Below are 24,479 nucleotides of genomic sequence, written 5' to 3' on the forward strand. Positions count from 1 at the left end.
GTGGTTACTGCTCCTTCTTCAGCTCGCGTACCGCTTCGAGGAACGCGTCGTTCTCGGCCGGGGTGCCCGCGGTGACCCGCAGCCAGCCCGGTACGCCGTTGTCGCGGACGAGCACGCCGCGGTCGAGGATCGCCTGCCAGGCGCGGTGGCTGTCCTCGAAGCGGCCGAACTGGACGAAGTTGGCGTCTGAGTCGGTGACCTCGCAGCCGATCGCCCGCAGCTCCCCGACCAGGCGGTCCCGCTCGGCCTTCAGCTGCTCGACGTACCCCAGCAGCGTATCGGTGTGCTCCAGGGCGGCCAGCGCGGTGGCCTGGGTGACGGCCGACAGGTGGTACGGCAGCCGCACCAGCTGGACGGCGTCCACCACCGCCGGGTCGGCGGCGAGGTAGCCCAGCCGCAGGCCGGCCGCGCCGAAGGCTTTCGACATGGTGCGGCTGACCACCATGTTGGGGCGGCCCTCGATCAGCGGCAGCAGGGACGGGCCGTGGCTGAACTCGCCGTACGCCTCGTCGACCACCACCAGGGCGGGCCGGGCGGCCTGGGCGGCCTCGTACAGCGCCACGACGGTGTCGGCGGCGACGGCGGTGCCGGTGGGGTTGTTGGGCGAGGTGATGAAGACCACGTTCGGCCGCTGCTCGGCGATGACCCGCGCGGCGGCGGTCACGTCGATGGTGAAGTCCTCGCGGCGCGGGCCGGAGATCCAGCCGGTGCCGGTGCCGCGGGAGATCAGCCCGTGCATGGAGTACGAGGGCTCGAAGCCGATCGCGGTGCGCCCGGGGCCGCCGAAGGTCTGCAGCAGTTGCTGGATGACCTCGTTGGAGCCGTTGGCGGCCCACACGTTGGCGAGTCCCACCGCGTGGCCCGCGGTGCGGGTCAGGTACCCGGCCAGTTGGGTGCGGAGCTCCACCGCGTCCCGGTCGGGGTAGCGGTTGAGGTCGCGGGCGGCCTCGCGGACCCGCTCGGCGATCCGCTCGACCAGCGCCTCGGGCAGCGGGTACGGGTTCTCGTTGGTGTTCAGGCGTACGGGGACGTCGAGTTGCGGGGCGCCGTAGGGGGACTTGCCGCGCAGTTCGTCCCGGATGGGCAGGTCGTCGATGCCGGTCACGGACCCGGTACCGTCCAATCGAATCGGGCGCGGACCGCGGCGCCGTGCGCGGGCAGGTCCTCGGCGTCGGCCAGGGTCACCACGTGCGCGGCGATCTCGGCGAGCGCCTCGCGGGTGTAGTCCACGACGTGGATGCCGCGCAGGAAGGACTGCACGGACAGGCCCGAGGAGTGGCAGGCGCAGCCGCCGGTGGGCAGGACGTGGTTGGAGCCCGCCGCGTAGTCGCCGAGCGAGACGGGCGCGTACGCGCCGACGAAGACCGCGCCCGCGTTGCGCACCCGGGCGGCGACGACGGCGGCGTCCGCGGTCTGGATCTCCAGGTGCTCGGCCGCGTAGGCGTCCACCACCTGCAGGCCCTGCTCGATCCCGTCGACCAGGACGATGCCGGACTGGCGGCCGGACAGCGCGGGGGCGATCCGGTCCTCGACGTGCTTGGTCGCCGCGACCTGGGTCTCCAGCTCCTTCTCCACCGCCTCGGCGAGGTCCACGGAGTCGGTGACCAGGACGGCGGCGGCCAGCGGGTCGTGCTCGGCCTGGCTGATCAGGTCGGCGGCGACGTGCACCGGGTCGGCGGTGGCGTCGGCGAGGATGGCGATCTCGGTCGGGCCCGCCTCCGCGTCGATGCCGATGCGGCCCTTGAGCAGGCGCTTGGCGGCGGCGACCCAGATGTTGCCGGGGCCGGTGACCATGTTCACCGGACGGCACTCCTCGGTGCCGTAGGCGAACATCGCGACGGCCTGGGCGCCGCCCGCGGCATACACCTCGTCCACGCCGAGCAGCGCGCACGCGGCGAGGATCGTCGGGTGCGGGAGCCCGCCGAACTCCTTCTGCGGGGGCGAGGCGACGGCCATCGAGCCGACCTCGGCCTCCTGCGCGGGCACCACGTTCATCACCACGGAGGACGGGTAGACCGAGCGGCCGCCGGGCACGTACAGGCCCACGCGTTCCACCGGCACCCAGCGCTCGGTGACCGTGCCGCCCGGCACGACCTGCGTGGTGTGGTCGGTGCGGCGCTGCTCGCCGTGCACGAGCCGGGCGCGGCGGACCGACTCCTCCAGCGCGGCCCGCACCTTCGGGTCCAGCTCCGCCAGGGCCCGGGTCAGCGCCTCGGCCGGAACCCGCACCCGGTCGATGGTGACGCCGTCGAACTTCTCCGCGTAGTCGATCAGTGCCGCGGTGCCACGATGCTTCACGTCCTCGCAGATCGGGCGCACCTTCTCCAGTGCGGCCTCGACGTCGAGCTCGGCACGGGGCAGCAGGTCGCGGTCGACGCCGTCCGCCGGGAAGGCGTCGCCGCGCAGATCGATTCGGGAGATCACCCTCCCAAGTGTAGAGAACCGCCCTCACGGCCTTCGTCGAGTATCAGTCCGTGATACGCGTACGGGCCCCGTCCCATGATCTCCCCGGCTAGCGTTTCCGTCGTCGTCGCCAGCCACGGGAGGGAGACCGGTGACCGAGCCGTCGGACGTCGCGCCGCCGCACGACTGGAGCGCTGTGGAGCAGGGCCTGTGGGAGGCCTTCCGCCGGGGGGAGCTGTACGACCTGCGCACCGGCATCCCGGAGCGGGACGACCCGGCCGCCGACCGCTTCTGGGGACCGGACCGCACGGTGCGGGCCGAGGTGATCGCCAAACTGCTGCTCGACGGGCCGCAGGCCGCCTCCGGGCGCGTGTCGTGCGTGAAGTTGTCCGGGGCCCAGATCAGCGGTCAGCTCAACCTCTCGGGCGGCACGGTGGTGCCGTACGTGGAGCTGCACGACTGCCGCTTCGAGCAGCAGGTGCTGCTCGCGGAGTGCAGCTTCACGACCCTGCGCATGGTGCGCTGCGCCATACCGCGGCTGGAGGCGGCCCGGCTGCACACCTCGGGCGACCTGCACCTGCCGCAGTGCACGATCGAGGGCGGGATACGGCTCACCGACGCCCACATCGGCACGGACCTGCTGCTCAACCAGATCACCCTGCGCAAGGACCGGCACGGCCGGGCGCTGGCGGCCGACGGGCTCAGCGTCGCCCAGGACGTCGAAGCCGAGCTGATCGAGGCGACCGGCGAGATCAGCCTGCGCAGCGCCCGCATCGGCGGCCGGCTCAGCCTGCGCGGCAGCCGGCTGCACAACCCGTACGGGCGCTACGCGCTCAACGCGGCCCGGGTCACCGTCGAGCACACCCTCTACCTGAGCGCGGGCTACGTCGGCACCGGCGGCTCCGGCGGTGGCACCCCGCCGCTGGGCGTGCGCACCCGGCGCTTCAGCTCGGACGGCGGGGTGCGGCTGGACGACGGCCGGTTCGGCAACGCGGTGATCATCCACCAGGCGCGGTTCCGGCTCACCGGCGGCCAGCAGCTGTCACTGCGCCGGATCCAGACGCCCGAGCTGCGGCTCACCCTCGACCAGCCGCCGACCGGGACGATCTCGCTGGCCGGCGCGCGAGTGGGCAACCTCACGGACAGCCGTACCTGCTGGCCCGACGCCGGCGGTCTCGACCTGACCGGCTTCGCCTACGGCTCCCTCAGCCCCGAGGGCGCCTTCCCGCTGCGCGCCCGGATCGCCTGGCTGGCCGCGGCCACCCCGGAGTACAGCCCCGAGCCGTACGAGCACCTGTCGGCCGCCCTGCGCGCGAGCGGCGAGGACGCCGACGCCCGCGAGGTGCTGCTGGCCAAGCAACGCCGGCGCCGCGAGACCCTCCCCCTCGCGGGCAAGCTGTGGGGCTACCTGCAGGACGTGACCGTCGGCTACGGCTACCGCCCGGGCCGCGCCGCCATATGGATGGCGCTGCTCTGGGCCTTCGGCGCGGTCTTCTTCACCGCGCACGGCCGGCCCGATCCCGTCGACGGCGGCGCCTTCCCCGACTGGAACCCCTCCCTCTTCGCCCTCGACCTGCTCCTGCCGGTCATCAACCTCGGGCAGGACAACGCCTGGCGCCTGACCGGCAACGCCCAATGGGCCGCCGCGGTCCTCAGCATGCTCGGCTGGATCCTCGCCACCACGGTCGCCGCCGGCGCCTCCCGCCTGCTGCGCCGCGGCTGACGCCGCCGCGGGCCGGCGGGCCCGGTGAGCCGGTGCGCCCGGTGGGCGGCGATGGCCGCATACAGGCCGTACGGGGCGAAAACGGGTGGTGCGGGACGAGGACGACGATGGGGGTGAACGCCGCAGGCCCTAGGATTGCTGACCGTGACCGCTCGCCTTCCGCTCTTCCCGCTCGGCTCCGTCCTCTTCCCGGGGCTCGTGCTGCCGCTGAACGTCTTCGAGGAGCGCTACCGCGCGCTCTTCCGCGACCTGCTGGCCCTGCCGGAGGACGCGCCGCGCACCTTCGGCGTCGTGGCGATCCGGGACGGCCACGAGGTCGCCCCCGCCGGCGCGGAGGAGGCCGCCGCCGGGTACGCGCCGGACCTGTCAGGGGCGCTGTACGCGCTGGGCTGCACCGCGGACGCGGCGACGATCGGGGAGCGCGAGGACGGCGGCTTCGACGTCGTGGCGACCGGCACGACGCGCTTCCGGCTGCTGTCGGTGGACTCCTCCGGGCCGTACCTGGTCGGAGAGGTCGAGGAGGTCCAGGAGGAGCCCGGCACCGGGTCGGGGGCGCTGGCGGCCGACGTGGCGCGGGCCTTCCGCACCTACCAGAAGCGGCTGGCCGGGGCGCGGGAGCGGAGCCTGGCGGGGAGCCAGGAGCTGCCGGACGACCCGACCGTGCTGTCGTACCTCGTGGCGGCCGCGACCGTCGCCGGGACCCCGGAGAAGCAGGCCCTGCTGGAGGCCCCGGACACCGCGGCCCGGCTGGAGCGGGAACTGCGGCTGCTGCGCCGCGAGGCGGCCGTCATCAACAAGCTCGGCACCCTGCCCGCCGTGGACCTGACCCGGCAGGTCCCGAGCCCGAACTGACGTATCCTCACAGCGCCATGGCCAAGAAGAAGCAGTCATCCTCCGGCGGCACGCCCGCCACCGTCGCCCTGGAGAAGGCGGGTGCCGCCTTCACCGTGCACGCGTACGCCCATGACCCCGCCTCGGAGCTCGGCTACGGGGAGGAGGCCGCGCAGGCGCTGGGCACCTCCCCCGGCCGGGTGTTCAAGACCCTCGTCGCCGACGTGGACGGGGCGCTGACCGTCGCCGTCGTCCCCGTCGCGGGCTCACTGGACCTCAAGGCGCTGGCCTCCGCTGCCGGCGGGAAGCGCGCCGGGATGGCGGATCCGGCCGCCGCCGAGCGGACCACCGGATACGTCAGGGGCGGCATCTCCCCGCTGGGGCAGCGCAAGCGGCTGCGCACCGTCGTTGACGCCTCCGCGCTGGAGCACCCCACGGTCTTCGTCTCGGCCGGCAAGCGCGGCCTGGAGGTCGAGCTGGCGCCGCAGGACCTGGTGCGGCTCACGGATGCGGTCGTCGCGCCGATCGGTCGCGCCTGACCCCTGGACGGCGGGGCCGTACGGGCGCACTCTGCCGGGAAGCACACCCGGTCCAGGGGAGGAGGCCCGATGTCCAAGCGCACCCGCAAGCGCAAGTGGCGGATCAAGAAGCGCAACGCCAACCACGGCAGGCGCCCGGCGTGACCTGCGGGCCCCGGGTCACGCGCCCGGGGGCGGCGGCGTCCACTGCACGGTGGGGGGCTGCTCGTCGCGCGGCCCGAAACCCGTGGTGAGCAGCAGATGGGTGAGGACGGCCCCTATGGGCCAGGCCAGGAGCGCGCCCTTGGCCTGCAGTGCGAGGGGGCCGTCGAACACCTTCTTCGCGCCGACCGCCCTGGCGTGCGCGATCAGGTCGCTGGTGGGGCCGAGCCAGGTGCCCAGCCGCCAGGCCAGCAGGGAGCCCAGCACCGCGCCCACCGCCATGCCGAGGACGACGCCGACGCCTCCGCGCCGGTTGCGCCAGAAGACGACAACCCCGGTCAGCACCCCGATGCCGAGCCCGAGCAGCACGAAGACGCCGTCGGCGCCGATCGCCTGCTCCCCCTCGGTGTCCTTGAGGTAGACCGCCTTGCCGTCGGAGACCAGCGGGATCCGTGGCGCGAGCCACAGCCACAGCAGGCCGAGGACCACGCCCGCCACGGCCACCAGCACCGCGGTCAGCGCGCCGCTCTTGAGCTCCCGGACGGGATCCATGCGGCTCTCCTGCTGCGGGAACGGCGGCAGCGGCGCGGGCGGCCATTGATCATGGGGGGTCAGGGGTGCGGTCACCCTGCCATCGTGCCAGGTCCGTCCGTGGCACGCGGCACCGGCACCTCACCGGCACCACACCCACGGGTCACCGGCAGGCCGCCCGGCGGTAGGCCCAGGTGGCCACGGCCAGCGACACCAGGCCCACGGCCGCGCACACCGACAGGTCGGTGGTGATCGCCAGCCAGTCGGGGTGGGCGTCGAAGCTGCGGATGAAGGCCTCCACGCCGTAGGTGGAGGGCAGCAGGTCCCGTACGTAGCCGATGGGCTGGGGGAGGTTGCCGGCCGGCAGCACTCCCAGCAGCAGCGCCGCGGACATGCCGAGCTGACCGGCGAGGGTGGCCAGTTCCTGGCGCGGCGCGAACAGCCCCAGCGCCGCGCCCAGCCCGGACAGCGCGGCCCCCGCCAGCGGGATGACCGCGGCGAGGATCCACAGGTGGGCGAACGGCAGCTGGAACAGCGCACAGCCGATGCCCGCCGTCACGAGCGTCCCGGGCACGGTGAAGGACGCGTACGCGCCAGCCACGCCCAGCACCACGGCGGCCGGTGGCACCGGCAGGGTGGCGTAGTGGTCGAGCCCGCCGGAGGCGCGCAGCTGCCCGAAGTACTGGGCCAGCAGGTTCAGCGCCACGAAGGCGACGACCAGCACGCTCGACCCGGCGACCACCGCACGCGCGGCCGGGCCGCCGTCGACCACGCCACGCATCATGATCATGATGCCGACCGACTGGAAGGTCGCCACGAACAGCAGCGGGATCCGGGCGACCTTCGCCCGGGACAGCTGCGCCCGGTACACCGCCGCCATCGCCGGCAGCAGCCGGGCGCGCGGGGCGAGCGTCGCGGCCGCCTCGCCGAGGGGGGCGGTGGGCGCCGCCGGTGCCGCCGTCCGGGTGTCCGCTCCCGCGGAGATGATCGTCACTCCACGCCGCCCCGCTGCGCGATGCCGCGCACGTCCAGGTCCACGTTCCGGTCCACGTCCAGGGTCACGTCTTTGCCGTTGCCGCCGTTCACGCCTTGACCAGTCCCTTCCGGCGGCCGCCGAGCGCCAGGTAGACATCCTCCAGGCTCGGCGCCGTCAGGGTGAAATCGTCGAGCGCGCCGAAGGCCGGGCCGCCGGTCAGCTCGGCGACCACGGAACGGGCCCGCTGCTGCGGCAGCCGCAGCGTCCAGCGGCGCCCGGTGACGTGGGCGGCGTCGCGCAGGGCCGCCACGGCGGGCACCGACAGCGGGGGCGCGTCCCGCCACACCAGGTCCAGCCGTACCTCGTCGGCGACCAGTGCCTTCAGCCCGGCCGGGGTGTCGCAGGCGATGACCCGGCCGTCGTCGATGACCGCGACCCGGTCCAGTACGGTCTCCGCCTCGATCACGTTGTGGGTGACCAGCAGCACGGTGGTGCCGCGTTCGGCGCGCCGCCGGTCGACCGCCGCCCACACCGCGCGCCGGGCGACCGGGTCCATGGCGGTGGTCGGCTCGTCCAGCACGAGCACCGGCCGCTCGCCCACCAGGGCGGCGGCGAAGCAGGCGAGCCGCCGCTCCCCGCCCGACAGCCTCTTCACCGGCCGTGCGGCCAGGGCCGTCAGGTCCAGTTCCTCCAGGACGGCGTCCCGCTCGGCGCGCGCGGCCCTGGCGTCCAGGCCGCGCAGCCGTCCGGTGGTCTCGGCGGCCAGGGCGACGGTCAGCTCGTCCAGCGCGCTCGACTCCTGACCGAGGTAGCCGACCAGCCGCGCCGCGCGCTCCGGGTGCCGGACGAGGTCGTGCCCGAGGAGCTGGACGGTGCCCGCGTCGGGGCGCAGCAGCCCCGTCAACTGGCGTACCAGGGTGGTCTTCCCGGCACCGTTGGGGCCGAGCAGCCCGAAGATCTCACCGCCCCGGATGTCCAGGTCGATGCCGTCGTTGGCGCGCACCGGGGGGCTCACGGCGCCGCGCCGCCCCCGCCCGGCCGGATAGCTCTTCACCAGCCCGCGCACGGTCACCACCATCGCCGTCCGCGTGGTGGCGCCCTGTCCCGTGCCCGTACTCACGAGGATCGAGCCTACGCTGCATCCCGGCCGGGACGTGCCGCAGGGTCGGGTCCGGGCGCGCTCACTCCCCCGCAGAGGCCCTCGCGACGACCGCGCGGGCGTCGATCTCGCGCCAGAAGCCCGCCCGGATGGCGTAACGGTCGTGTTCGTCGATCTGGTCGTCCTTGTGGGCCAGCAGCCCGAACCGGGCGGCGTAGCGCAGCAGCTCGCCGTCGATGCGGTGCGGGACGCGCGGGTACTCGGCGGAGAGCACCTGGAGGTGGGACGTGTCGGTGAGCCGGCCGATCCAGCGGCGGGCGAAGACCTGGCCGACCTCGTACGGGTCGCCGCTGACGGCGGTGATGTCCTCCTCGCGGTCCGCCCAGCGCTGTTCGGGGCTGGTGAGCTGGGCCAGCGTGGGCAGGCCCACGTCGGCGGCCTCGGCGCCGCCGACCAGCCCGCGGTCGGAGGACCAGCGCAGGGTGGCCCCGGTGGCGGACGGGGAGGCGGGGTGCGGGGAGGAGTGCCCGCGGTGGACGATGCCGGCGACGTCCTTGGGGGTGGGCACCATGCCCTTGCCGGTCGCGGCGGCGGGCGCCTCGGGGTTCGGGCGGGTGCCGTTGCGCTCGACGGTGACGACCCGGGGCGCGACGGCGGCCGGCTCCGCGGGCTGGTCCGCCGCGGGCTGCGGCTCGGCGCTGCGGGTGGTCTCGGGCAGCGGCGCGGACAGGATCGCGGCGATCTCGGGCCGCGGGGTGAGGGGCGCGCAGACCCCGGCGGGTTCGCGCACGTGGATGGCCCGGGTGATCCACTCCCGGTCCAGGACGCGCCGCTCGTCCGCCTCGGCGACCAGGTCCTCGGACTGGTTGAAGTCGCCGTCCGCGGCCTGCACGGCCCACAGGTGGACGGCGACGCCGTGCTCCTTCGCCGACATCATGCCGGGCAGGAGGTCGCCGTCGCCGGTGACCAGGACGACGTCGGAGCAGGCACGGTTGCGGGCCAGCTCCGACAGCTCGGCGTGCATGGCCGCGTCGACGCCCTTCTGCGCCCAGCGGCCGTCGGTCCGGGTCAGCGCGCCCAGGCGGACCGTCACCCGGGGCATCACACGCAGTCTCCGGTGCTCCGGCTGGGGGACGCGGTCGGGGGCGCCGTCGAACCAGTAGATCCGCAGCAGCGGCTGGCCCGTCTCCTTCTCGGCCCGCTCCCGCAGGCCCGCGACGACCTCGGCGTGGTCGACCGTGATCCTGGACCGGGAGGGCTCTCCGGCCAGGAGGCTCGCGGCAGCCCCGAGCAGGTAGCCGGCATCCACGAGGACGACGCAGCGGTCCATCGGTCTCACCCTCTTCTCCGAAAGTCCTGCCGTCCGTCCCCCCGGTAACACTGTTGCCCCGAGTCTGCCCGAACACCGGGGCGTTGTGACCGGTTACGCGATCACCGGCGCGCCACACTCTGCAACTGCCCGAAATGCGACCTTCGTACTCCCGTGCAAGCCTGAGTGCGGCCCATCATCCGAGATTTCCCCCAAGGAGGAATCGTGGGCAAGAACAAGAACCGGGGCGAACGTACCGGCCAGCACCACGACCGCAGCGCCGCGACCACCGAAGAGCACGCGAAGAGCGCAGGCGGACGCGAGCAGATGGCGATGACGGTCCCGGGCGCCGAACCGCACGTGTCGCAGAAGCGGCAGAAGAAGTTCGGCCACAACTAGCGCGCGAGCGCCGGACACTCACGACCGAGGGTGGCACCCCGTCCGGAAGGGGTGCCACCCTCGGCACGTCCGCCCGCTCGCGCGGGAGGTGATCAGCCCGCCTGCTGCTGGGCGGTGGCGAGACAGGAGGGGCCCAGGAGGGCCTTGAGGTCGCCGAAGAGTGCCGGGTCGGGAGTGACGCGGTGGCGGTCGAGGCGCAGCACCGTCGTCTTGCGGGCGCCCTGCAGCCGCACCCGGACCTCGGTGCTCCCCTTGTGGCTGGCGAGCACCTCGCCGAGGCGGGCGATCAGCGGCGGGGTCACCTTCACCGTCGGGATGGAGATCGTCACCGGCGCGTTGGTTCCGGCGTCGGTGAGGTCGGGGACCATCAGTTCCATCGCGACCAGGCGCGGCACGTCCTCGCGCTTGTCGAGCCGGCCCTTGACGAAGACGACGGCGTCCTCGACGAGCTGGGTCGAGATCAACTGGTAGGTGGCCGGGAAGAACATGCAGTCGATGGAGCCGCCGAGGTCCTCGACGGTGGCGATGGCCCAGGCGTTGCCCTGCTTGGTCATCTTGCGCTGCAGACCGGAGATGATGCCGCCGATGGTGACGATCGCGCCGTCGGCGTAGTCGCCGGCCAGGGCCGAGACGGAAGCGTCCGCCTTGTCGTTGAGGACGTGCTCGATGCCGAAGAGCGGGTGGTCGGAGACGTACAGGCCGAGCATCTCGCGCTCCTGCGCGAGGAGGTACGTCTTGTCCCACTCCACGTCGGAGAAGGTGACGTCGAGCCCGAAGCCCGGTTCGTCGCCCCCGGCGTCGTCGCCCATGCCGCCGAAGAGGTCGAACTGGCCCTCGGCCTCCTTGCGCTTGACCGCGACCACGTTGTCGATCATCGGCTCGTAGTGCTCGGTGAGGCCCTTGCGGGTGTGGCCCATCTCGTCGTACGCGCCGGCCTTGATCAGGGACTCGACGGTGCGCTTGTTGCAGACCACGGCCTCGACCTTGTCGAGGAAGTCGGGGAAGGAGGTGTACTTCCCCTTGGACTTGCGGCAGCGGATGATCGAGTCCACCACGTTCTGGCCGACGTTGCGGACGGCGGTGAGGCCGAACAGGATCACGTCGTCGCCCTGCGCGGTGAAGTTCGCGTCCGACTCGTTCACGTTCGGCGGGAGCACCTTGATGCCCATGCGGCGGCACTCGTTGAGGTAGACCGCCGACTTGTCCTTGTCGTCGCGCACGGAGGTGAGCAGCGCGGCCATGTACTCGGCCGGGTAGTTGGCCTTGAGGTAGGCCGTCCAGTACGAGACCAGGCCGTAGGCGGCGGAGTGCGCCTTGTTGAAGGCGTAGCCGGCGAACGGCACCAGGACGTCCCACAGCGCCTGGATCGACTGGTCGCTGTAGCCGTTCTTCCGGGCGCCCTCCTGGAAGATGGTGAAGTTCTTCGCCAGCTCCTCGGGCTTCTTCTTGCCCATGACGCGACGGAGGATGTCGGCCTCGCCGAGCGAGTACCCGGCGATGATCTGGGCGGCCTTCTGCACCTGCTCCTGGTACACGATCAGGCCGTAGGTGACGTCGAGGACCTCCTTGAGGGGGGCCTCGAGCTCCGGGTGGATCGGGGTGATCTCCTGCTGCTTGTTCTTCCGCAGGGCGTAGTTGATGTGCGAGTTCATGCCCATCGGGCCCGGCCGGTAGAGGGCCGAGACGGCGGAGATGTCCTCGAAGTTGTCGGGCTTCATCATGCGCAGCAGGGAGCGCATGGGGCCGCCGTCGAACTGGAAGACGCCGAGGGTGTCGCCGCGGGCGAGCAGGTCGAAGGTCTTGGGGTCGTCGAAGGGCAGGGCCAGCAGTTCGATGTCGACGCCCTTGTTGCCCTTCACGAGCTTGACGGCGTCGTCCATGATCGTGAGGTTGCGCAGGCCGAGGAAGTCCATCTTCAGCAGGCCGAGCGATTCGCAGCTCGGGTAGTCCCACTGCGTGATCGTGACGCCGTCGGAGTGCCGCACCCAGACCGGGGCGTGGTCGACGATCGGCTCGCTGGACATGATCACGCCGGCGGCGTGCACGCCCATCTGCCGGACGAGGCCCTCGACGCCGCGGGCGAGGTCGATGACCTTCTTGGCGTCGGGCTCGTTCTCGTACATCGAGCGGATCTCGCCGGCCTCGCTGTAGCGCGGGTGCGCGGAGTCGGTGATACCGGAGAGCGGGATGCCCTTGCCGAGGACGTCGGCGGGCATCGCCTTGGTGAGGCGGTCGCCGACCGCGTACGGGTAGCCCAGGACGCGGGCCGAGTCCTTGATCGCGTTCTTGGCCTTGATCGTGCCGTAGGTGCCGATCATGGCGACCTTGTCGGCGCCGTACTTCTCGGTGACGTACCGGATCACCTCGGCGCGCCGGCGCTCGTCGAAGTCGATGTCGACATCGGGCATGGAGACGCGCTCGGGGTTGAGGAAGCGCTCGAAGATCAGGCCGTGGTCGATCGGGTCGAGGTCGGTGATGCCCATCGCGTACGCGACGATCGAGCCGGCCGCGGAACCGCGGCCGGGGCCCACCGCGATGCCGTTGTTCTTGGCCCACATGATGAAGTCGGCGACGACGAGGAAGTAGCCGGGGAACCCCATCTGGATGATGGTGTCCATCTCGTACTCGACCTGCTTGATCCGGTCGTCCGGGATGCCTCCGGGGTAGCGGCGCTGCATGCCGCGCATGGTCTCCTCGCGGAACCAGGTGATCTCGGTGTACCCCTCGGGGACGTCGAAGCGGGGCATCAGGTTCCGCGCCTCGAACATGCCCTCGGTCTCGACCTGCTGCGCGACCAGCAGCGTGGTGTTGCGGCAGCCCTCCTGCCAGGCGTCGGAGGAGTCGATGGCGAACATCTCGTCCGTCGTCTTCAGGTAGTAGCCCGTGCCGTCGAAGCGGAAGCGGTCCGGGTCGGAGACGTTCTTTCCGGTCTGGATGCACAGCAGCGCGTCGTGGGCGTCGGCCTCGCTCGCGTACGTGTAGTGCGAGTCGTTGGTGACGACCGGCGGGATGCCGAGCTTCTTGCCGATCTCCAGCAGCCCGTCGCGGACCCGGCGCTCGATCTCGATGCCGTGGTCCATCAGCTCCAGGAAGTACCGCTCCTTGCCGAAGATGTCCTGGTACTCGGCGGCGGCCTTCACCGCCTCGTCGAACTGACCGAGGCGGAGCCTGGTCTGCACCTCGCCCGAGGGGCAGCCGGTGGAGGCCATCAGGCCCTGCGACCACTGGGCGATGGTCTCCTTGTCCATGCGCGGGTACTTGGTGAGCCAGCCCTCGGCGTAGGCGTCGGAGGAGAGCCGGAAGAGGTTGTGCAGACCCGTCGCGTTCGCCGCCCAGATCGTCTTGTGCAGGTACGAACCGGAGGCCGAGACGTCGTCCCGCTTCTGGTGCGGCTGGCCCCAGGTGACCTTGCGCTTGTTGCGCCGCGACTCGGGGGCGACGTACGCCTCGATCCCGATGATCGGCGTGATCCCGGCGCCCTTGGCCTGGTGGAAGAAGTCGTACGCCCCGTGCAGGTTGCCGTGGTCGGTCATGGCGATGTGCGTCATGCCCATCTCACCGCAGGCCTTGAACATGTCCTTGAGCCGCGCCGCTCCGTCCAGCAGGGAGTACTGGGTGTGGACGTGAAGGTGGGTGAACGGCGTGGTCACGGGAAGCGACACCTCCGGCATCGGTCGTCATCTGGCGGCGTTGGAATCCTACGCCGGGGGTCCGACAGCCGATGCCATTCCCGCCCTCCCCGCCCTCCCCGCCGCGGCCGGCCGGCCCCGTGTCCGGCCGGTCGCGGACGGTGGCGTCAGCCCGCCCGGTAGGCGGCCCACGAGCTCGTCATGCGGCTCACCTGGCCTGCGGTGAACTGGTACATGCAGGAGTCGTAGGTGTAGTCCATGAAGTTGTGGACGGGGTCCGCCCCACTGGCCGTGCAGGTGTCACGGCCGGTCGGGCAGGCGCTGGCGGCGGTCTTCTCGGCGGGCGTGTCGGAGACGTAGTCGCCGTTGGCGCCGCAGCCGCCCTGGAAGGTGTGGTAGAGGCCCATCCAGTGGCCGACCTCGTGGGTGGCGGTGTCGCCCTGGTTGTAGTTGGTGGCGGAGCCGCCGGGGACGGACGCGTCGAGGATGACCACGCCGTCGTCCTTGGGGTCGCCGGCGTACCAGCTCGGGAAGGTGGCCCAGCCGAGCAGGTCGTCCTGGAGGTTGGCCGAGTAGATGTTGAGCGTGCTCGCGCCGCCCTTGCGGAGGCTGGTCTTCATCGAGGTCTCGGCCGAGGAACCCTCGGTCAGGTTGTACCAGGTGGCCTTGTCGGTGTAGTCCGTCGCGACCAGCGAGAACCGGTAGCCGGAGTCGACGTTGCCGGTGCCCTGGCCGGCGTAGGCCGCGTTGAGCACCGCTATCTGGCCGGCGACGGCGGCGGCGCTGAGCTTGCCGGTGCTGCCGCTGTGGATGACGTGCCAGTAGACCGGGATGGTCGTCGTCGCGGCGGCGGCGACCCGGGAGCCCTTGCCCTCGGCCTTGATCTTCGCGACGCGCTTCCTCAGGTCCGCGTCCATCGCCTTGGCGGTGGCGTCGCTGATGGCGTTGGGCTCGTGGGCCGTGGAGCCCTTCATCTTGCGGGCCGCGGCGTCGCCGCTGTCCGCGCACTGCTCCGCGGGGGTCCTCGCGTGCGCGGAGGCGCTGCTCACGGTGGCCGTCGCGCCGGTGAGGGGGAGCACGGCCAGGGTTCCGGCCACGGCGGCGAGACCGACGAGACGGCGGGAACGGGGGGTGCGTGACATGTGGGGGCACTCCTCGTGGGACGTACGGGAGGAATTTCCTCCTCGCCGCCCGGAGGTTATGTGTCCATGCCAGAACCGGTGCAGCCCCCTTCCGGCCCATTGGCGGACAGAGGGTAATCCCTAGACAACGAAGGACCTTTGAGGGTCCGCGCCGGCCGGCGTAACACCCCCGGGACACGGGGCGGGCGGTGTGTCCGGATTCGGACCCGGGGGCTCCCCACCGCCCGCCCCGCGCCGGCCGGTCCCCGCACGGCGCGGGGGGTTGGCCGGAAATCGACGTTCGGGAGGCTCAGCGTACCGGCGAGTAGACCCGCTCGACCTTCTGCGTGCCCGACAGGGTGCGGTACGAACGCTCCCAGGTCGACGAGGCGTTCGGGTCGGTGCGGTCGGAGAGCGCGTAGTAGTCCATCTGCGCCCGCTCGCCGGTGATGTCCAGCACGCCGTAGCCGTGGGAGTCCATGTCCAGCCATTTCACATGGCGGTTGGCGGCCTTCACGGCGGCCTCGGCGACCGTGGAGACGGTGTCCGGGGCGACCTTGAGGATGTCGTCCAGGTTGTCGGAGGTGACCGAGGTGACCACGAACTCGGTCGCGGCCGAGGCCGACAGCGGGTAGGTCGCCGCCTTCACCGGGACGTCGTTCGCCCACGCCATGTGGATGTCGCCGGTCAGGAACACCGTGTTGCGGATGCCGTTGTCCCGCAGGTGGGCCAGGATCTCGCGGCGGTCGTCGGTGTAGCCGTCCCACTGGTCGACGTTGACCGCCAGGCCCTCGGCGGGCAGGCCGAGCAGCTTCGCCAGCGGCGCCATCAGGTAGTCCGGCAGCGCGCCGAAGGCGACCGGCGAGATCACCACCGAGTTGCCGATCAGCCGCCAGGTGGTGTCCGAGGCCTTCAGACCGGCCTTCAGCCAGTCCAGCTGGGCCCGGCCGGTGATCGTCCGGTCCGGGTCGTCCACCGAGCCGCTGCCGATCGAGGCCTGCTGGGAGCGGAAGGAGCGCAGGTCGAGCAGGGACAGGTCGGCGAGCTTGCCGAAGCGCAGCCGCCGGTAGCTGGTGCCGGCCACCGAGGGACGCACCGGCATCCACTCGAAGTAGGCCTGCTTGGCGGCGGCCACCCGGGCCGTCCAGGCACCCTCCGCGCCCTCGGTGTGGTTCTCGGCGCCGCCGGACCAGGCGTCGTTGGCGAACTCGTGGTCGTCCCAGATCGCCACGACCGGGGCCACGGCGTGCAGCGCCTGCAGGTCGGTGTCGGTCTTGTAGCGCCCGTGCCGGGTGCGGTAGTCGGCCAGCGTGACGATCTCGTGGGCGGGCGCGTGCGGGCGGACGACGGTGCCGCGGGCGGCGTAGCCCCCGGTGCCGTACTCGTAGATGTAGTCGCCCAGGTGCAGCCAGGCGTCCAGGTCCCCGCGGGCGGCCAGGTGCCGGTACGAGGAGAAGTACCCGGCCTCCCAGTTGGCACAGGAGACCACCCCGAAGCGCAGCCGGTCGGCGGCGGCGTTCTCGGCGGGCGCGGTACGGGTGCGGCCGGCCGGCGAGGTCACACCGCCGGCCGTGAAGCGGTACCAGTAGTCCGTGGCGGGCTGCAGCCCGCGCACGTCGGCCTTGACGGTGTGGTCGGAGGCGGCGGTGATGGTCGCCGTGCCGGTCGCCACGACGGAGGTGAACGCCTTGTCCGTGGCGACGGTCCAGCTCACCTCGGTCGCGGGGCCGAGCCCGGAGCCGGGGACGGCCTCGGGCAGGGGAGTCACGCGCGTCCACAGCAGCACGCCGTCGGGCAGCGGGTCACCGGAGGCCACGCCGTGCAGGAAGGCGGGGGCCGGGGCGGCGGAGGCGGGAGCGGTGGAGGCCGCCAGCGGTATCAGTGCGGCGCCGGTCACGACCGCGCCGGCCTTGACGACCGAACGGCGGCTCGGTGTTCTCGATGAGGTCTGTGAGGGTGCAGAGGTATCGGTCACGGGGCGTCAGATTACGCGCCGGTAACCCCTTTCCGGGACCGAATGCACAAGAGTTCGGGAGGACTTCGCCCTCCGGTCCCCGGCGTGACGCCGGGGACCGGAGGGCGGAACCGGCCACGGGCCGGTACTACCCCTTGCCGATGATCTGGTCGACCGCGGCCGTGTACTGGTCGGCGGTCATCGCCTGCACGCTGTCGATGGTCTTGTCGTCGAGCTTCACGGTCGGCGTGCCCGTGATGCCGTCGTCGGTGAACTGCTGGTCCATGGTCAGCGCCCACTTGTCGTAGGTGCCGTTGCGGACCGCGTTCTCGAAGGTCTTGTTGCCCTTGAGCGCGTCGACCTTCTGCGCCAGTTCGATCAGCTTGTCGTCGCTGCCGAAGTCGTCCTTGGTCTCCTCGGGGTGGACGTCCTTGGAGTACAGCAGCGTGTGGTACTGGACGAACGCGTCCTTGCTGACGTTCAGGGCGGCGCCCAGCGCGCTCAGCGCGTTCTTCGAACCCTGGCCCTGGGCGAGGCGGTCGTCGAGGAAGGCACCCATGGTGTAAGAGATCTTGTACTTGCCGTCCTTGGCGTCCTTCTGGACGGTCTCGCCCGAGGTCTGCTCGAACTGCGCGCACACCGGGCAGCGCAGGTCCTCGTACACCTTCAGCGTGTGCTTGGCGTTCTCGTCGCCGATGACGATCGACGTGCCGTTCTTGCCCGAGGAGTTGGCCGGCTTCACCAGCGGCTTGTCCGCGGCCTTCTCCCAGTAGGTGGGCGCGTTCATCTTGACGACGGCCACGGCTATGCCGGCGCCGAGCGCCAGCACGCCCAGGACGCTGCCGCCGACGACGAGCTGCCGCCGCAGCTTGTCCCGCTTCGCCTGCCGCTCGCGCTCGACGCGCAGCCGCTCACGGGCGGCGTTCTTGGCGGCCTGGCTGTTTCGCTTGCTCATGGTGGTGTGATCTCCGACTCGTGCGTACGTGGGTGAGGGGTGGGGCGCCGTGCTCAGCGGAAGCCGAGGCGGGCGGGCGGCCCTCGCCGTACGACGGAGTGCAGGAGCAGGGGCAAGGCCGGGGCGGCGGCCACGGGCCCGGCCGCACCGGGGCGGGCGGTGCCGCGCGGTCCGGCCGTCCGGAAGACGGCCACCGCGACGAGCAGCGGCCGGAAGGCGGCACGCAGCAAACGGTGCAGGGCGTCCTCACCGCACCGCAGCCACCCGGCGGCGACCAGGCCCACGCAGACGTGCGCCAGGAGCAGCAGCCACGGCGAGGTGCCGGCGCCGGACATCCCCTGCCCCGTCGCGAGCGAGCCGCCGACGTCGCCGCCGTGGCAGGCCAGCGCCTCGTTGATCGAGCGCCACGAGCCGGTGACGGGACCGCCCCCGGGGCCGTAACAGGTGTGCTGGCCCGCGGTGAACAACGTGTCGAGGGCCAGTTCCAGCGGGACGAGCAGCCCGGCGATCGGCCAGTAGCCGCGCTCCCGGCGGCCGAGCGCGTACGCGACCGCGAAGACGCCCGCGAAGGCCCCCGCCGTGGTCGTCATCGGCAGGGGCTCCCGCGAGAGCATGATGTGGGCGGTCGCGGACAGCGTCACGCACAGCGCGGCGAAGCATCCCGCGCGCAGTGCCCTCAGCCGGGGTCCGGTCCCTTCCATGGCGCAGAGTGTGCCATGCCGGTGTGTAAGCAATGCCTAAACCCCCGAACAAGGCGCCCGGGATCAGAGCCCCGGGATGCGCCCGTTGCGGAACAGGTCCACGAAGATCTGGTGGTCGGCGCGGGCCCGGGCGCCGTAGGAGTGGGCGAACTCCACCAGGGACTCCGTGAAGCCCTCCTCGTCCCGGGCGATGGCCGCGTCGATCGCGTCCTCCGTGGAGAACGGCACCAGCGAGTGCCCGCTCTCGTCGTCGGCGGCCGCGTGCATGCCGGCGGTGGCCCGGCCGAGGTCCGCGACGACGGCCTCGATCTGCTCCGGGTCGTCGATGTCCGACCAGTCCAGGTCCACCGCGTACGGCGACACCTCGGCGACCAGCTGGCCGACGCCGTCCAGCTCGGTCCAGCCCAGGTACGGGTCGGCGTGCGCCTGCAGCGCGCGCTGCGAGATCACGGTGCGGTGACCCTCGTGGCGGAAGTAGTCACGCACCGCCGGGTCGGTGATGTGCCGGGAGACCGCCGGGGTCTGCCCCTGCTTCATGTAGATCACGACGTCGTTCTCCAGGGCGTCGGTGTGGCCCTCGAGGAGGATGTTGTACGAGGGCAGGCCCGCACTGCCGATGCCCACGCCGCGGCGGCCCACGACGTCCTTGACGCGGTGGCTCTCCGGGTTGATCCGGCTGGTCTCCGGCAGCGTGTCCAGGTACGCCTCGAACGCCCGCAGCACCTTCTCGCGGGTGCCGCCGTCCAGTTCCACCGCGCCGCCCCCCGAGCCGAAGCGGCGGTCCCAGGCGCGGATCTCGGTCATCGAGTCCAGCAGCCCGAACCGGGTCTGCGAGCGGGCGTGGCGCAGCGCCTCCAGCAGCGGGCCCTGCGCCGAGTCCAGCGTCAGCGCGGGGACGGCCTCGCCCTGGGCGAGGGCGCGCACGCGCTCGCGGTAGGCGGTGGCGTAGCTGCGCACCAGGCCGGAGATCACGTCGTCGGCCAGGGCCTTGCTGTAGCCGATCAGCGCTATGGAGGCGGCGAAGCGCTGCAGGTCCCAGGTGAAGGGGCCGACGTAGGCCTCGTCGAAGTCGTTCACGTTGAAGATCAGGCGGCCGTTGGCGTCCAGGTAGGTGCCGAAGTTCTCGGCGTGCAGGTCGCCGTGGATCCACACCCGGGACGTGCGCTCGTCCAGGAACGGGCTGCCGTCCTTGATGTCGGCCAGGTCCGCGTAGTAGAGGCACGCGGTGCCCCGGTAGAAGGCGAACGCCGACGCCGCCATCTTGCGGAACTTGACCCGGAACGCGGCCGGATCGGCGGCCAGCAGCTCCCCGAACGCGGTGCCGAAGACCTCGAGGATCCGCTCGCCGCGCTCTTCGTCCGTCGTCATGCCTGTGGCCATCGGTGCTGTGCCTCCTGGGCTGGTCCGTGTCTGCCGCGTCCAACGCAGGAGCGTACGCTCGCGTGCCCGGGGACGACCCCGGGCGGGGCGTTATTCGCGTCACCGTCGCACCGCGTTCAACCGGGCACTTCCGGCCACGGTCGCGCGTTCTGGCTTGCGATGAACACCACCAGGGGGCGGGACACCGCGCGCCGCGGCCGGCGGCGCACCATATTCGGGCTGCTGCTGATCGGCGGCCTCGTACTGGCCGCCGTGGCGTGGCCCACACTCTCCGCACAGGTCCGCGCGGCCAACTGGCCGAAGGAGCAACCCCGCGGGCCGCGGCACATCACCGCCCGCATGGAGGCCGTCCGCGAGGCCGTCGTCAAGGAGTTCGGCCCCCGCGGCCTCGAGGGCGCCCCCGGCTGCTACCGCGAGGAAGGCGGCATCGCCGGCGGCGGCGAACACCCCCTGGGCCGCGCCTGCGACTTCATGCTCATGCCCGCCGGCAAGAAGGCCACCGGCAAGTCCGACGCCCTGGGCGAGGCCATCGTGGCCTGGGTGCGGGAGCACGCGGACGAATACGGCATATGGTACGTCATCTACGAGCAGCACATCTGGTCCAGCCGACTCCCGCAACAGGGGTGGAAGTTGATGGAGGACCGCGGTTCCATCACGCAGAACCACTTCGACCACGTGCACATATCGGTCTACTGAGCGGCCGTCCGGCTGAGCTGGGCCTCCAGACGGAACGGCACGCTGAGCAGAGTTGACGCCGTCGCCGGTTGTCAACGTCGGTCTGCGTCGGCCCACCTTCCCCGGCCCAGGGGCGGCCCGCGACGGGGTTCGACTCGCAGGGCGGCACCCGCATTTAGGACTTCGTTCACAGCTACGCGCGCGACGGCGCTTTCAGCGATTCCGGGCTTTGCCCGCCTGATCCGTAGCGGGCAAGGCACGCCGCGGGGGCGCGGTATTGTCCCGCGCCCCCGCGGTCGTCGTCGGCCGGGGCGGTCCGGTCAGTAGCGGGCGCCGACGGGGGCCGGTATGGCGTCGAGTTCGGCGAGGTCGGCTGCGGACAGCTGGACGTCGGCGGCGCCTGCGTTGTCGGTGAGGTACTTCGGGGTCTTGGTGCCGGGGATGGGGACGACGTGCGGGCCCTGGGCGACGAGCCAGGCGAGGGCGACCTGCGCGGGGGTGGCGCCGGCCCGGTCGGCGACCTCGCGGACCTTGGCGGCGATGTCGCGGTTGGCCTGCAGGTTGTCGTCCTGGAAGCGCGGCAGGCGCCGGCGCTGGTCGTTCTCCGGCAGTTCGTCGAAGGAGGTGAAGCGGCCGGCGAGGAAGCCGCGGCCCAGCGGCGAGTAGGGCAACAGGCCGATGCCGTGCTGCGCGCAGTACGGCAGGACCTCGGCCTGGACGTCGCGGGTCCACAAGGAGAACTCGGACTGCACGGTCGTCACAGGGTGGATGGCCTGGGCGCGCTGGATCTGCTCGACGCCGACCTCGGAAAGGCCCAGGTGGAGGGCCTTTCCGGCGGTGACGGCCTCGGCCATGGCGCCCCAGGTCTCCTCGATCGGGACGTCGGGGTCGACGCGGTGGAGCTGGTAGAGCTCGACGTGGTCGGTGCCCAGCCGGCGCAGGCTGGCGTCGATGGAGGCGCGGATGTGCTCGGGCCGGGCGTTGGGCTTGACCAGGGGGGAGCCGCCGGGGCCGCCGGTGGGGTCGATGGACTCCAGTCCGACCTTGGTGGCGAGGACCGCGCGGTCGCGGTGGCCGGCCAGGGCCCGGCCGAGGAGTTCCTCGTTGGTGTAGGGGCCGTAGACGTCGGCGGTGTCGATCAGGGTCACGCCCAGGTCGAGGGCCTGGTGGACGACGGAGACGGAGGTGGCCTCGTCACGCGGGGTGGCCATGTCATAGGCAAAGCTCATGCCCATGGCGCCCAGGCCGATGACGCCGACCTCAGGTCCGTGGGCGCCCAGGGTGGTAGTACGCATGCCGGTGTTCTGCCTTCGTGTCGGATCGGAGCGATGCTACGACCGGTGGAGACTCGCCGACCGGTCGACTACTCCGAACGTAGGGGGCCGGGCAGGGGGAATCAAAGGCCAACAGGCCTTGGATCGGAACCTGCTTCCTCCCACCTGATAGGCCTGGACTCCCAGTACACGTCGGCGCTGAACCCGGCAGCGATCGATTCGTCCCAGACCGGGGATCCGGCCAGTGGAACCGATGCATGCGGATGAGAACGAGGAGCGGGGTCTAGCCACCCGCCGTGGGCCGCCGGGCGGCGGTGACGGCCGCATAGGCACGCTCCACCTCGCCCAGGTACTGCTCAAGGCGGAAGCGCACCTCTTCGACGGGTCTGCCATCGATGCCGGGGTACATCAGGCCGGACCAGATGACCGTCCCGCCCCGGAGCCGGAGCCGGATGCCCAGCCTGCCCGGCCCGGACTCGGGCTGCTCCTGGGCTGCCACCTCCACCTCACGCGGCATGTCCGTCGGATGGAGCGGCCCGCCCGGCCGGAGCAGCCGCCTCGGATCGAGGCCGGCCATCCTGCTGTCGCTGCGCGCGACCACGTCGAGACCGTCGACGAAGAGGTACGTGTGAACGGCGGCGCACACGGGCTGCCCAGGACACGTGCCGATGAGCAACGAGCTCACCGCATCACTGCCTCGTTCATCGGGCCCTGCGGCCCTCACCTCGCGCGGCGCCCTACGCGGCATCCGCCTGATGGGACGTCATGGGGCGATCGTAGCGGCCGCGTCGGACTGGCCCCTGCCTGTGTCGCGCCGGAGGCCCGCGCAATCGCCGGCCTGCTCCGCAGAGCCACCGCTGGGATTCCTCCGGACGCCCTCGTCCGGACGGACGCGCTCCGGACGGTACTGCCCGTCGCCGAGGTACTCGGCCCGGCCACCCTCGCTTACGTGTCCGACGCGGAGTTCCGTCCTGCGCCCACGGACCGGGCTGTGGCGCGCCTGCCCGCGGAACACCCTGGCCTGCTGGCTTTGCTCGCGACAGCGGGGCACGAAGACGCCGGCGAAAGCGGCCTGGATGAGATCTCTTCGCCTGCGTTCGTCATCCTCGACGGCGGCGAGGTCGTGGCCGCAGCGGGATACCGGGTTTGGCCCGGGAGTGCGGCTCATGCGTCGGTACTGACGGCACCGCGGCGCCGCGGTCGTGGGTTGGCGAAGACCGTGGCCTCCGCAGCGGTGGCTCTTGCTCTCGATACGGGTCTCCTACCTCAGTGGAGAGCTCGGCCCGAGCCGTCCCGAAGGGTTGCAGGCGCGCTCGGTTTCCGAGAGGTGGGGGCCCAGTTGAGCTTTCGTCTCGAGGCCGGCGCCGGCGTATCCGGAACCTGAACGGTCGCGAGCCTGGCGCCCATGTCCCCAGGTACTGACCGGTTGACCAGCCCGCCGCATATGCTGCACCGATGTGGAAAGAAACCGCTGCCGAGGTCCTGCCCGACGTCACATTTCGACCACCGGTTGACCGGGCGGCCCTCGCCGAGGCCGAGCAGCGTCTGGGGCGGGCCCTGCCCGCGCAGTTGACCGCCCTGCTGCTGGAGGCCGACGGGATGGTCGGCACCTACGGCAAGGACGTCGTCTGGTCCCTGCATCGGATCGTGGAACAGAATCTGCTGTTCTGGTCCCCCGATGCGTTCCCTGGCCTGTACATGCCCTTCGACGCCCTGCTGTTCTTCGGTGACAACGGCGGGGGTGACCAGTTCGCCTTCGTGCAGACGCCCAAGCGTCCGGACATCTTCGTGTGGGACCACGAGGACGACAGTCGGCTGTGGGCTGCGCGGGAGCTGGACGATTATCTGCGGCGGGCCCTCGCCGATGGCGGCGACTGGTACCGGTAGCCGGTCAGGCGAAGGGGCCTTGTGGCCGACCGGCAAGTGCGGGCGGCTGCGCGACGGCCGCGCGCAGGCGGCGTCGGCACCGTCCCCACCCGTCTCCCCCGTTCCGGACGGAGGTTACTGCGTTACTGCGACGGGAAAAGCGCGATCAACCAGGTCGTCCTCAACCGGCACCGCCGCTCCCCTTCCCCCGGCTGGACCTGGCGCGGACGTGCATGCGCTCGCCCTGGCGGCCGAAGAGGCTGAGGATCTCGACGGGTTGGTCGCCGGCGCTGCCGAACCAGTGCGGCATCCGGGTGTCGAACTCGGCGGCCTCGCCGACGCCGAGGACGACCTCGCGGTCGCCCAGCAGGAGGCGGAGGCGTCCGGAGAGCACGTACAGCCACTCGTAGCCCTCGTGGACGCGGAGGTCGGGCTCGCACTGGCCCGCCGGGATGACGACCTTCCATGCCTGCGGCGAACCCGGCTGCCGGGTCAGCGGCAGCACGGTGCGGCCGTTCACGCGGCGGGGCTTGAGGCGTACCCGGGGGTCGCCGGCCTCGGGGGCGCCGACCAGTTCGTCCAGCGGCACGCGGTGCGCCCGGGCGATCGGGAGGAGGAGTTCGAGGCTGGGGCGGCGCCCGCCGGTCTCCAGGCGGGACAGGGTGCTCGTGGAGATGCCCGTGGACTCGGACAGCGCGGCCAGCGTGACGCCCCGCTGCGTGCGCAGGCGTTTGAGGCGGGGGCCGACCTCCGCCAGGGCGGCGGCGATCGAGGACAGGTCTTCCATCCGCCCATTCCACCCCGGCCGTCCCCGGAACGGCAACGGACGTTGCCGTCGCGCGGAACGAGCACGCGCACGCCGTCGCGGCGATCGGCGGTGGCGCCGCCGGGCCGAGGCGCCGTGCCGACCGTCATCCACGATGTGACGCCCCTGCCAAGCCCCCTCCGGGCCCCCGGATACGGTCGGGATCGA

23 protein-coding genes are annotated in these 24,479 nt (G+C 72.0%); 8 read left to right on the forward strand and 15 right to left on the reverse strand.

Annotated elements, in window-relative coordinates; genetic code table 11:
• Nucleotides 1-4: 4 nt before the first annotated feature.
• A complete protein-coding gene (locus AC1VWI_RS14005; RefSeq protein ID WP_499511325.1) occupies nucleotides 5-1,105 on the reverse strand; it encodes a histidinol-phosphate transaminase in 1,101 nt (366 codons plus the stop codon).
• Entirely contained in the window at nucleotides 1,102-2,424 is a 1,323-nt protein-coding gene (gene hisD / locus AC1VWI_RS14010; RefSeq protein WP_499511326.1) for a histidinol dehydrogenase, read from the reverse strand. The genes AC1VWI_RS14005 and hisD overlap by 4 nt, the downstream gene beginning before the upstream one ends.
• Nucleotides 2,425-2,554: 130 nt before the next feature.
• On the opposite strand from hisD, the gene AC1VWI_RS14015 reads away from it, so the two are divergent.
• The 4 genes from AC1VWI_RS14015 to AC1VWI_RS14030 all read left to right on the forward strand — a co-directional run bounded on the left by AC1VWI_RS14015 (nucleotide 2,555) and on the right by AC1VWI_RS14030 (nucleotide 5,640).
• Nucleotides 2,555-4,126, forward strand: coding sequence for an oxidoreductase (locus tag AC1VWI_RS14015; protein WP_499511327.1), 1,572 nt, complete (start codon nucleotides 2,555-2,557; stop codon nucleotides 4,124-4,126).
• Nucleotides 4,127-4,270: 144 nt separating this feature from the next.
• Nucleotides 4,271-4,978 (forward strand): LON peptidase substrate-binding domain-containing protein, encoded by a 708-nt coding sequence (locus tag AC1VWI_RS14020; RefSeq protein WP_499511328.1) that lies wholly within the window; start codon nucleotides 4,271-4,273, stop codon nucleotides 4,976-4,978.
• A gap of 17 nt (nucleotides 4,979-4,995) precedes the next feature.
• A complete protein-coding gene (ybaK, locus tag AC1VWI_RS14025) occupies nucleotides 4,996-5,496 on the forward strand; it encodes a Cys-tRNA(Pro) deacylase (protein ID WP_499511329.1) in 501 nt (166 codons plus the stop codon).
• Nucleotides 5,497-5,565: 69 nt separating this feature from the next.
• A complete protein-coding gene (locus AC1VWI_RS14030) occupies nucleotides 5,566-5,640 on the forward strand; it encodes a 50S ribosomal protein bL37 (RefSeq protein WP_488180945.1) in 75 nt (24 codons plus the stop codon).
• 15 nt (nucleotides 5,641-5,655) lie between these two features.
• Here AC1VWI_RS14030 and AC1VWI_RS14035 read toward each other — a convergent pair whose 3' ends face one another.
• From AC1VWI_RS14035 to AC1VWI_RS14050, 4 genes are all read right to left on the reverse strand, one after another.
• Nucleotides 5,656-6,264 carry an ABC transporter permease gene (locus AC1VWI_RS14035; protein WP_499511330.1) on the reverse strand — a complete coding sequence of 203 codons (609 nt, stop codon included), beginning with the start codon at nucleotides 6,262-6,264 and terminating at the stop codon, nucleotides 5,656-5,658.
• 67 nt (nucleotides 6,265-6,331) lie between these two features.
• Nucleotides 6,332-7,048, reverse strand: a complete 717-nt coding sequence (locus tag AC1VWI_RS14040) for an ABC transporter permease (protein WP_499516799.1) — start codon at nucleotides 7,046-7,048, stop codon at nucleotides 6,332-6,334.
• 202 nt (nucleotides 7,049-7,250) lie between these two features.
• Nucleotides 7,251-8,222 (reverse strand): ABC transporter ATP-binding protein, encoded by a 972-nt coding sequence (locus AC1VWI_RS14045; RefSeq protein WP_499516800.1) that lies wholly within the window; start codon nucleotides 8,220-8,222, stop codon nucleotides 7,251-7,253.
• 103 nt (nucleotides 8,223-8,325) lie between these two features.
• A complete protein-coding gene (locus AC1VWI_RS14050) occupies nucleotides 8,326-9,573 on the reverse strand; it encodes an NYN domain-containing protein (protein ID WP_499511331.1) in 1,248 nt (415 codons plus the stop codon).
• Nucleotides 9,574-9,777: 204 nt separating this feature from the next.
• On the opposite strand from AC1VWI_RS14050, the gene AC1VWI_RS14055 reads away from it, so the two are divergent.
• Nucleotides 9,778-9,951, forward strand: a complete 174-nt coding sequence (locus tag AC1VWI_RS14055; protein WP_499511332.1) for a hypothetical protein — start codon at nucleotides 9,778-9,780, stop codon at nucleotides 9,949-9,951.
• A 92-nt stretch (nucleotides 9,952-10,043) separates the two neighbouring features.
• Here the strand turns inward: AC1VWI_RS14055 and dnaE are convergent, their stop codons facing one another.
• The 6 genes from dnaE to AC1VWI_RS14085 form a co-directional block, all read right to left on the reverse strand.
• The gene (gene dnaE / locus AC1VWI_RS14060; protein ID WP_499511333.1) at nucleotides 10,044-13,622 is read right to left on the reverse strand and encodes a DNA polymerase III subunit alpha; all 3,579 of its coding nucleotides are present in this window, start codon (nucleotides 13,620-13,622) and stop codon (nucleotides 10,044-10,046) included.
• A gap of 125 nt (nucleotides 13,623-13,747) precedes the next feature.
• Nucleotides 13,748-14,722 carry a zinc metalloprotease gene (locus AC1VWI_RS14065; RefSeq protein ID WP_499511334.1) on the reverse strand — a complete coding sequence of 325 codons (975 nt, stop codon included), beginning with the start codon at nucleotides 14,720-14,722 and terminating at the stop codon, nucleotides 13,748-13,750.
• 289 nt (nucleotides 14,723-15,011) lie between these two features.
• Nucleotides 15,012-16,676, reverse strand: coding sequence for an alkaline phosphatase D family protein (locus AC1VWI_RS14070; protein WP_499511335.1), 1,665 nt, complete (start codon nucleotides 16,674-16,676; stop codon nucleotides 15,012-15,014).
• A 127-nt stretch (nucleotides 16,677-16,803) separates the two neighbouring features.
• Nucleotides 16,804-17,610 carry a thioredoxin domain-containing protein gene (locus AC1VWI_RS14075; RefSeq protein ID WP_499511336.1) on the reverse strand — a complete coding sequence of 269 codons (807 nt, stop codon included), beginning with the start codon at nucleotides 17,608-17,610 and terminating at the stop codon, nucleotides 16,804-16,806.
• Nucleotides 17,611-17,663: 53 nt separating this feature from the next.
• Nucleotides 17,664-18,311, reverse strand: coding sequence for a hypothetical protein (locus tag AC1VWI_RS14080; protein ID WP_499511337.1), 648 nt, complete (start codon nucleotides 18,309-18,311; stop codon nucleotides 17,664-17,666).
• A gap of 63 nt (nucleotides 18,312-18,374) precedes the next feature.
• A complete protein-coding gene (locus AC1VWI_RS14085) occupies nucleotides 18,375-19,691 on the reverse strand; it encodes a DUF2252 domain-containing protein (RefSeq protein WP_499511338.1) in 1,317 nt (438 codons plus the stop codon).
• A gap of 159 nt (nucleotides 19,692-19,850) precedes the next feature.
• Between AC1VWI_RS14085 and AC1VWI_RS14090 the strand changes: the two genes are divergently transcribed.
• Nucleotides 19,851-20,387 carry a VldE C-terminal domain-containing protein gene (locus tag AC1VWI_RS14090; RefSeq protein WP_499511339.1) on the forward strand — a complete coding sequence of 179 codons (537 nt, stop codon included), beginning with the start codon at nucleotides 19,851-19,853 and terminating at the stop codon, nucleotides 20,385-20,387.
• 299 nt (nucleotides 20,388-20,686) lie between these two features.
• Here the strand turns inward: AC1VWI_RS14090 and AC1VWI_RS14095 are convergent, their stop codons facing one another.
• Complete coding sequence (locus AC1VWI_RS14095) at nucleotides 20,687-21,661, reverse strand: aldo/keto reductase (protein WP_499511340.1); 975 nt, start codon at nucleotides 21,659-21,661, stop codon at nucleotides 20,687-20,689.
• Between the two features lie 262 nt (nucleotides 21,662-21,923).
• A complete protein-coding gene (locus AC1VWI_RS14100) occupies nucleotides 21,924-22,325 on the reverse strand; it encodes a hypothetical protein (protein WP_499511341.1) in 402 nt (133 codons plus the stop codon).
• Between the two features lie 306 nt (nucleotides 22,326-22,631).
• Between AC1VWI_RS14100 and AC1VWI_RS14105 the strand changes: the two genes are divergently transcribed.
• A complete protein-coding gene (locus tag AC1VWI_RS14105) occupies nucleotides 22,632-23,024 on the forward strand; it encodes a GNAT family N-acetyltransferase (RefSeq protein ID WP_499516801.1) in 393 nt (130 codons plus the stop codon).
• 71 nt (nucleotides 23,025-23,095) lie between these two features.
• The gene (locus AC1VWI_RS14110) at nucleotides 23,096-23,527 is read left to right on the forward strand and encodes an SMI1/KNR4 family protein (RefSeq protein WP_499511342.1); all 432 of its coding nucleotides are present in this window, start codon (nucleotides 23,096-23,098) and stop codon (nucleotides 23,525-23,527) included.
• A gap of 160 nt (nucleotides 23,528-23,687) precedes the next feature.
• On the opposite strand, the gene AC1VWI_RS14115 is transcribed toward AC1VWI_RS14110, so the two are convergent.
• Nucleotides 23,688-24,293 (reverse strand): helix-turn-helix domain-containing protein, encoded by a 606-nt coding sequence (locus tag AC1VWI_RS14115; RefSeq protein WP_499511343.1) that lies wholly within the window; start codon nucleotides 24,291-24,293, stop codon nucleotides 23,688-23,690.
• Nucleotides 24,294-24,479 lie beyond the last annotated feature (186 nt).

The organism is Streptomyces sp. TOM-9 (assembly GCF_056858595.1).

Bases quoted from the DNA above. Each gene is read 5' to 3' on its own strand.
- ybaK (WP_499511329.1), top strand. From the start codon at position 4,996: ATGGCCAAGAAGAAGCAGTCATCCTCCGGCGGCACGCCCGCCACCGTC.
- AC1VWI_RS14040 (WP_499516799.1), bottom strand. From the start codon at position 7,048: ATGGCGGCGGTGTACCGGGCGCAGCTGTCCCGGGCGAAGGTCGCCCGG.
- AC1VWI_RS14045 (WP_499516800.1), bottom strand. From the start codon at position 8,222: ATGGTGGTGACCGTGCGCGGGCTGGTGAAGAGCTATCCGGCCGGGCGG.
- AC1VWI_RS14050 (WP_499511331.1), bottom strand. From the start codon at position 9,573: ATGGACCGCTGCGTCGTCCTCGTGGATGCCGGCTACCTGCTCGGGGCT.
- dnaE (WP_499511333.1), bottom strand. From the start codon at position 13,622: ATGCCGGAGGTGTCGCTTCCCGTGACCACGCCGTTCACCCACCTTCAC.
- AC1VWI_RS14065 (WP_499511334.1), bottom strand. From the start codon at position 14,722: ATGTCACGCACCCCCCGTTCCCGCCGTCTCGTCGGTCTCGCCGCCGTG.
- AC1VWI_RS14075 (WP_499511336.1), bottom strand. From the start codon at position 17,610: ATGAGCAAGCGAAACAGCCAGGCCGCCAAGAACGCCGCCCGTGAGCGG.
- AC1VWI_RS14080 (WP_499511337.1), bottom strand. From the start codon at position 18,311: ATGGAAGGGACCGGACCCCGGCTGAGGGCACTGCGCGCGGGATGCTTC.
- AC1VWI_RS14085 (WP_499511338.1), bottom strand. From the start codon at position 19,691: ATGGCCACAGGCATGACGACGGACGAAGAGCGCGGCGAGCGGATCCTC.
- AC1VWI_RS14090 (WP_499511339.1), top strand. From the start codon at position 19,851: ATGAACACCACCAGGGGGCGGGACACCGCGCGCCGCGGCCGGCGGCGC.
- AC1VWI_RS14095 (WP_499511340.1), bottom strand. From the start codon at position 21,661: ATGCGTACTACCACCCTGGGCGCCCACGGACCTGAGGTCGGCGTCATC.
- AC1VWI_RS14110 (WP_499511342.1), top strand. From the start codon at position 23,096: ATGTGGAAAGAAACCGCTGCCGAGGTCCTGCCCGACGTCACATTTCGA.
- AC1VWI_RS14115 (WP_499511343.1), bottom strand. From the start codon at position 24,293: ATGGAAGACCTGTCCTCGATCGCCGCCGCCCTGGCGGAGGTCGGCCCC.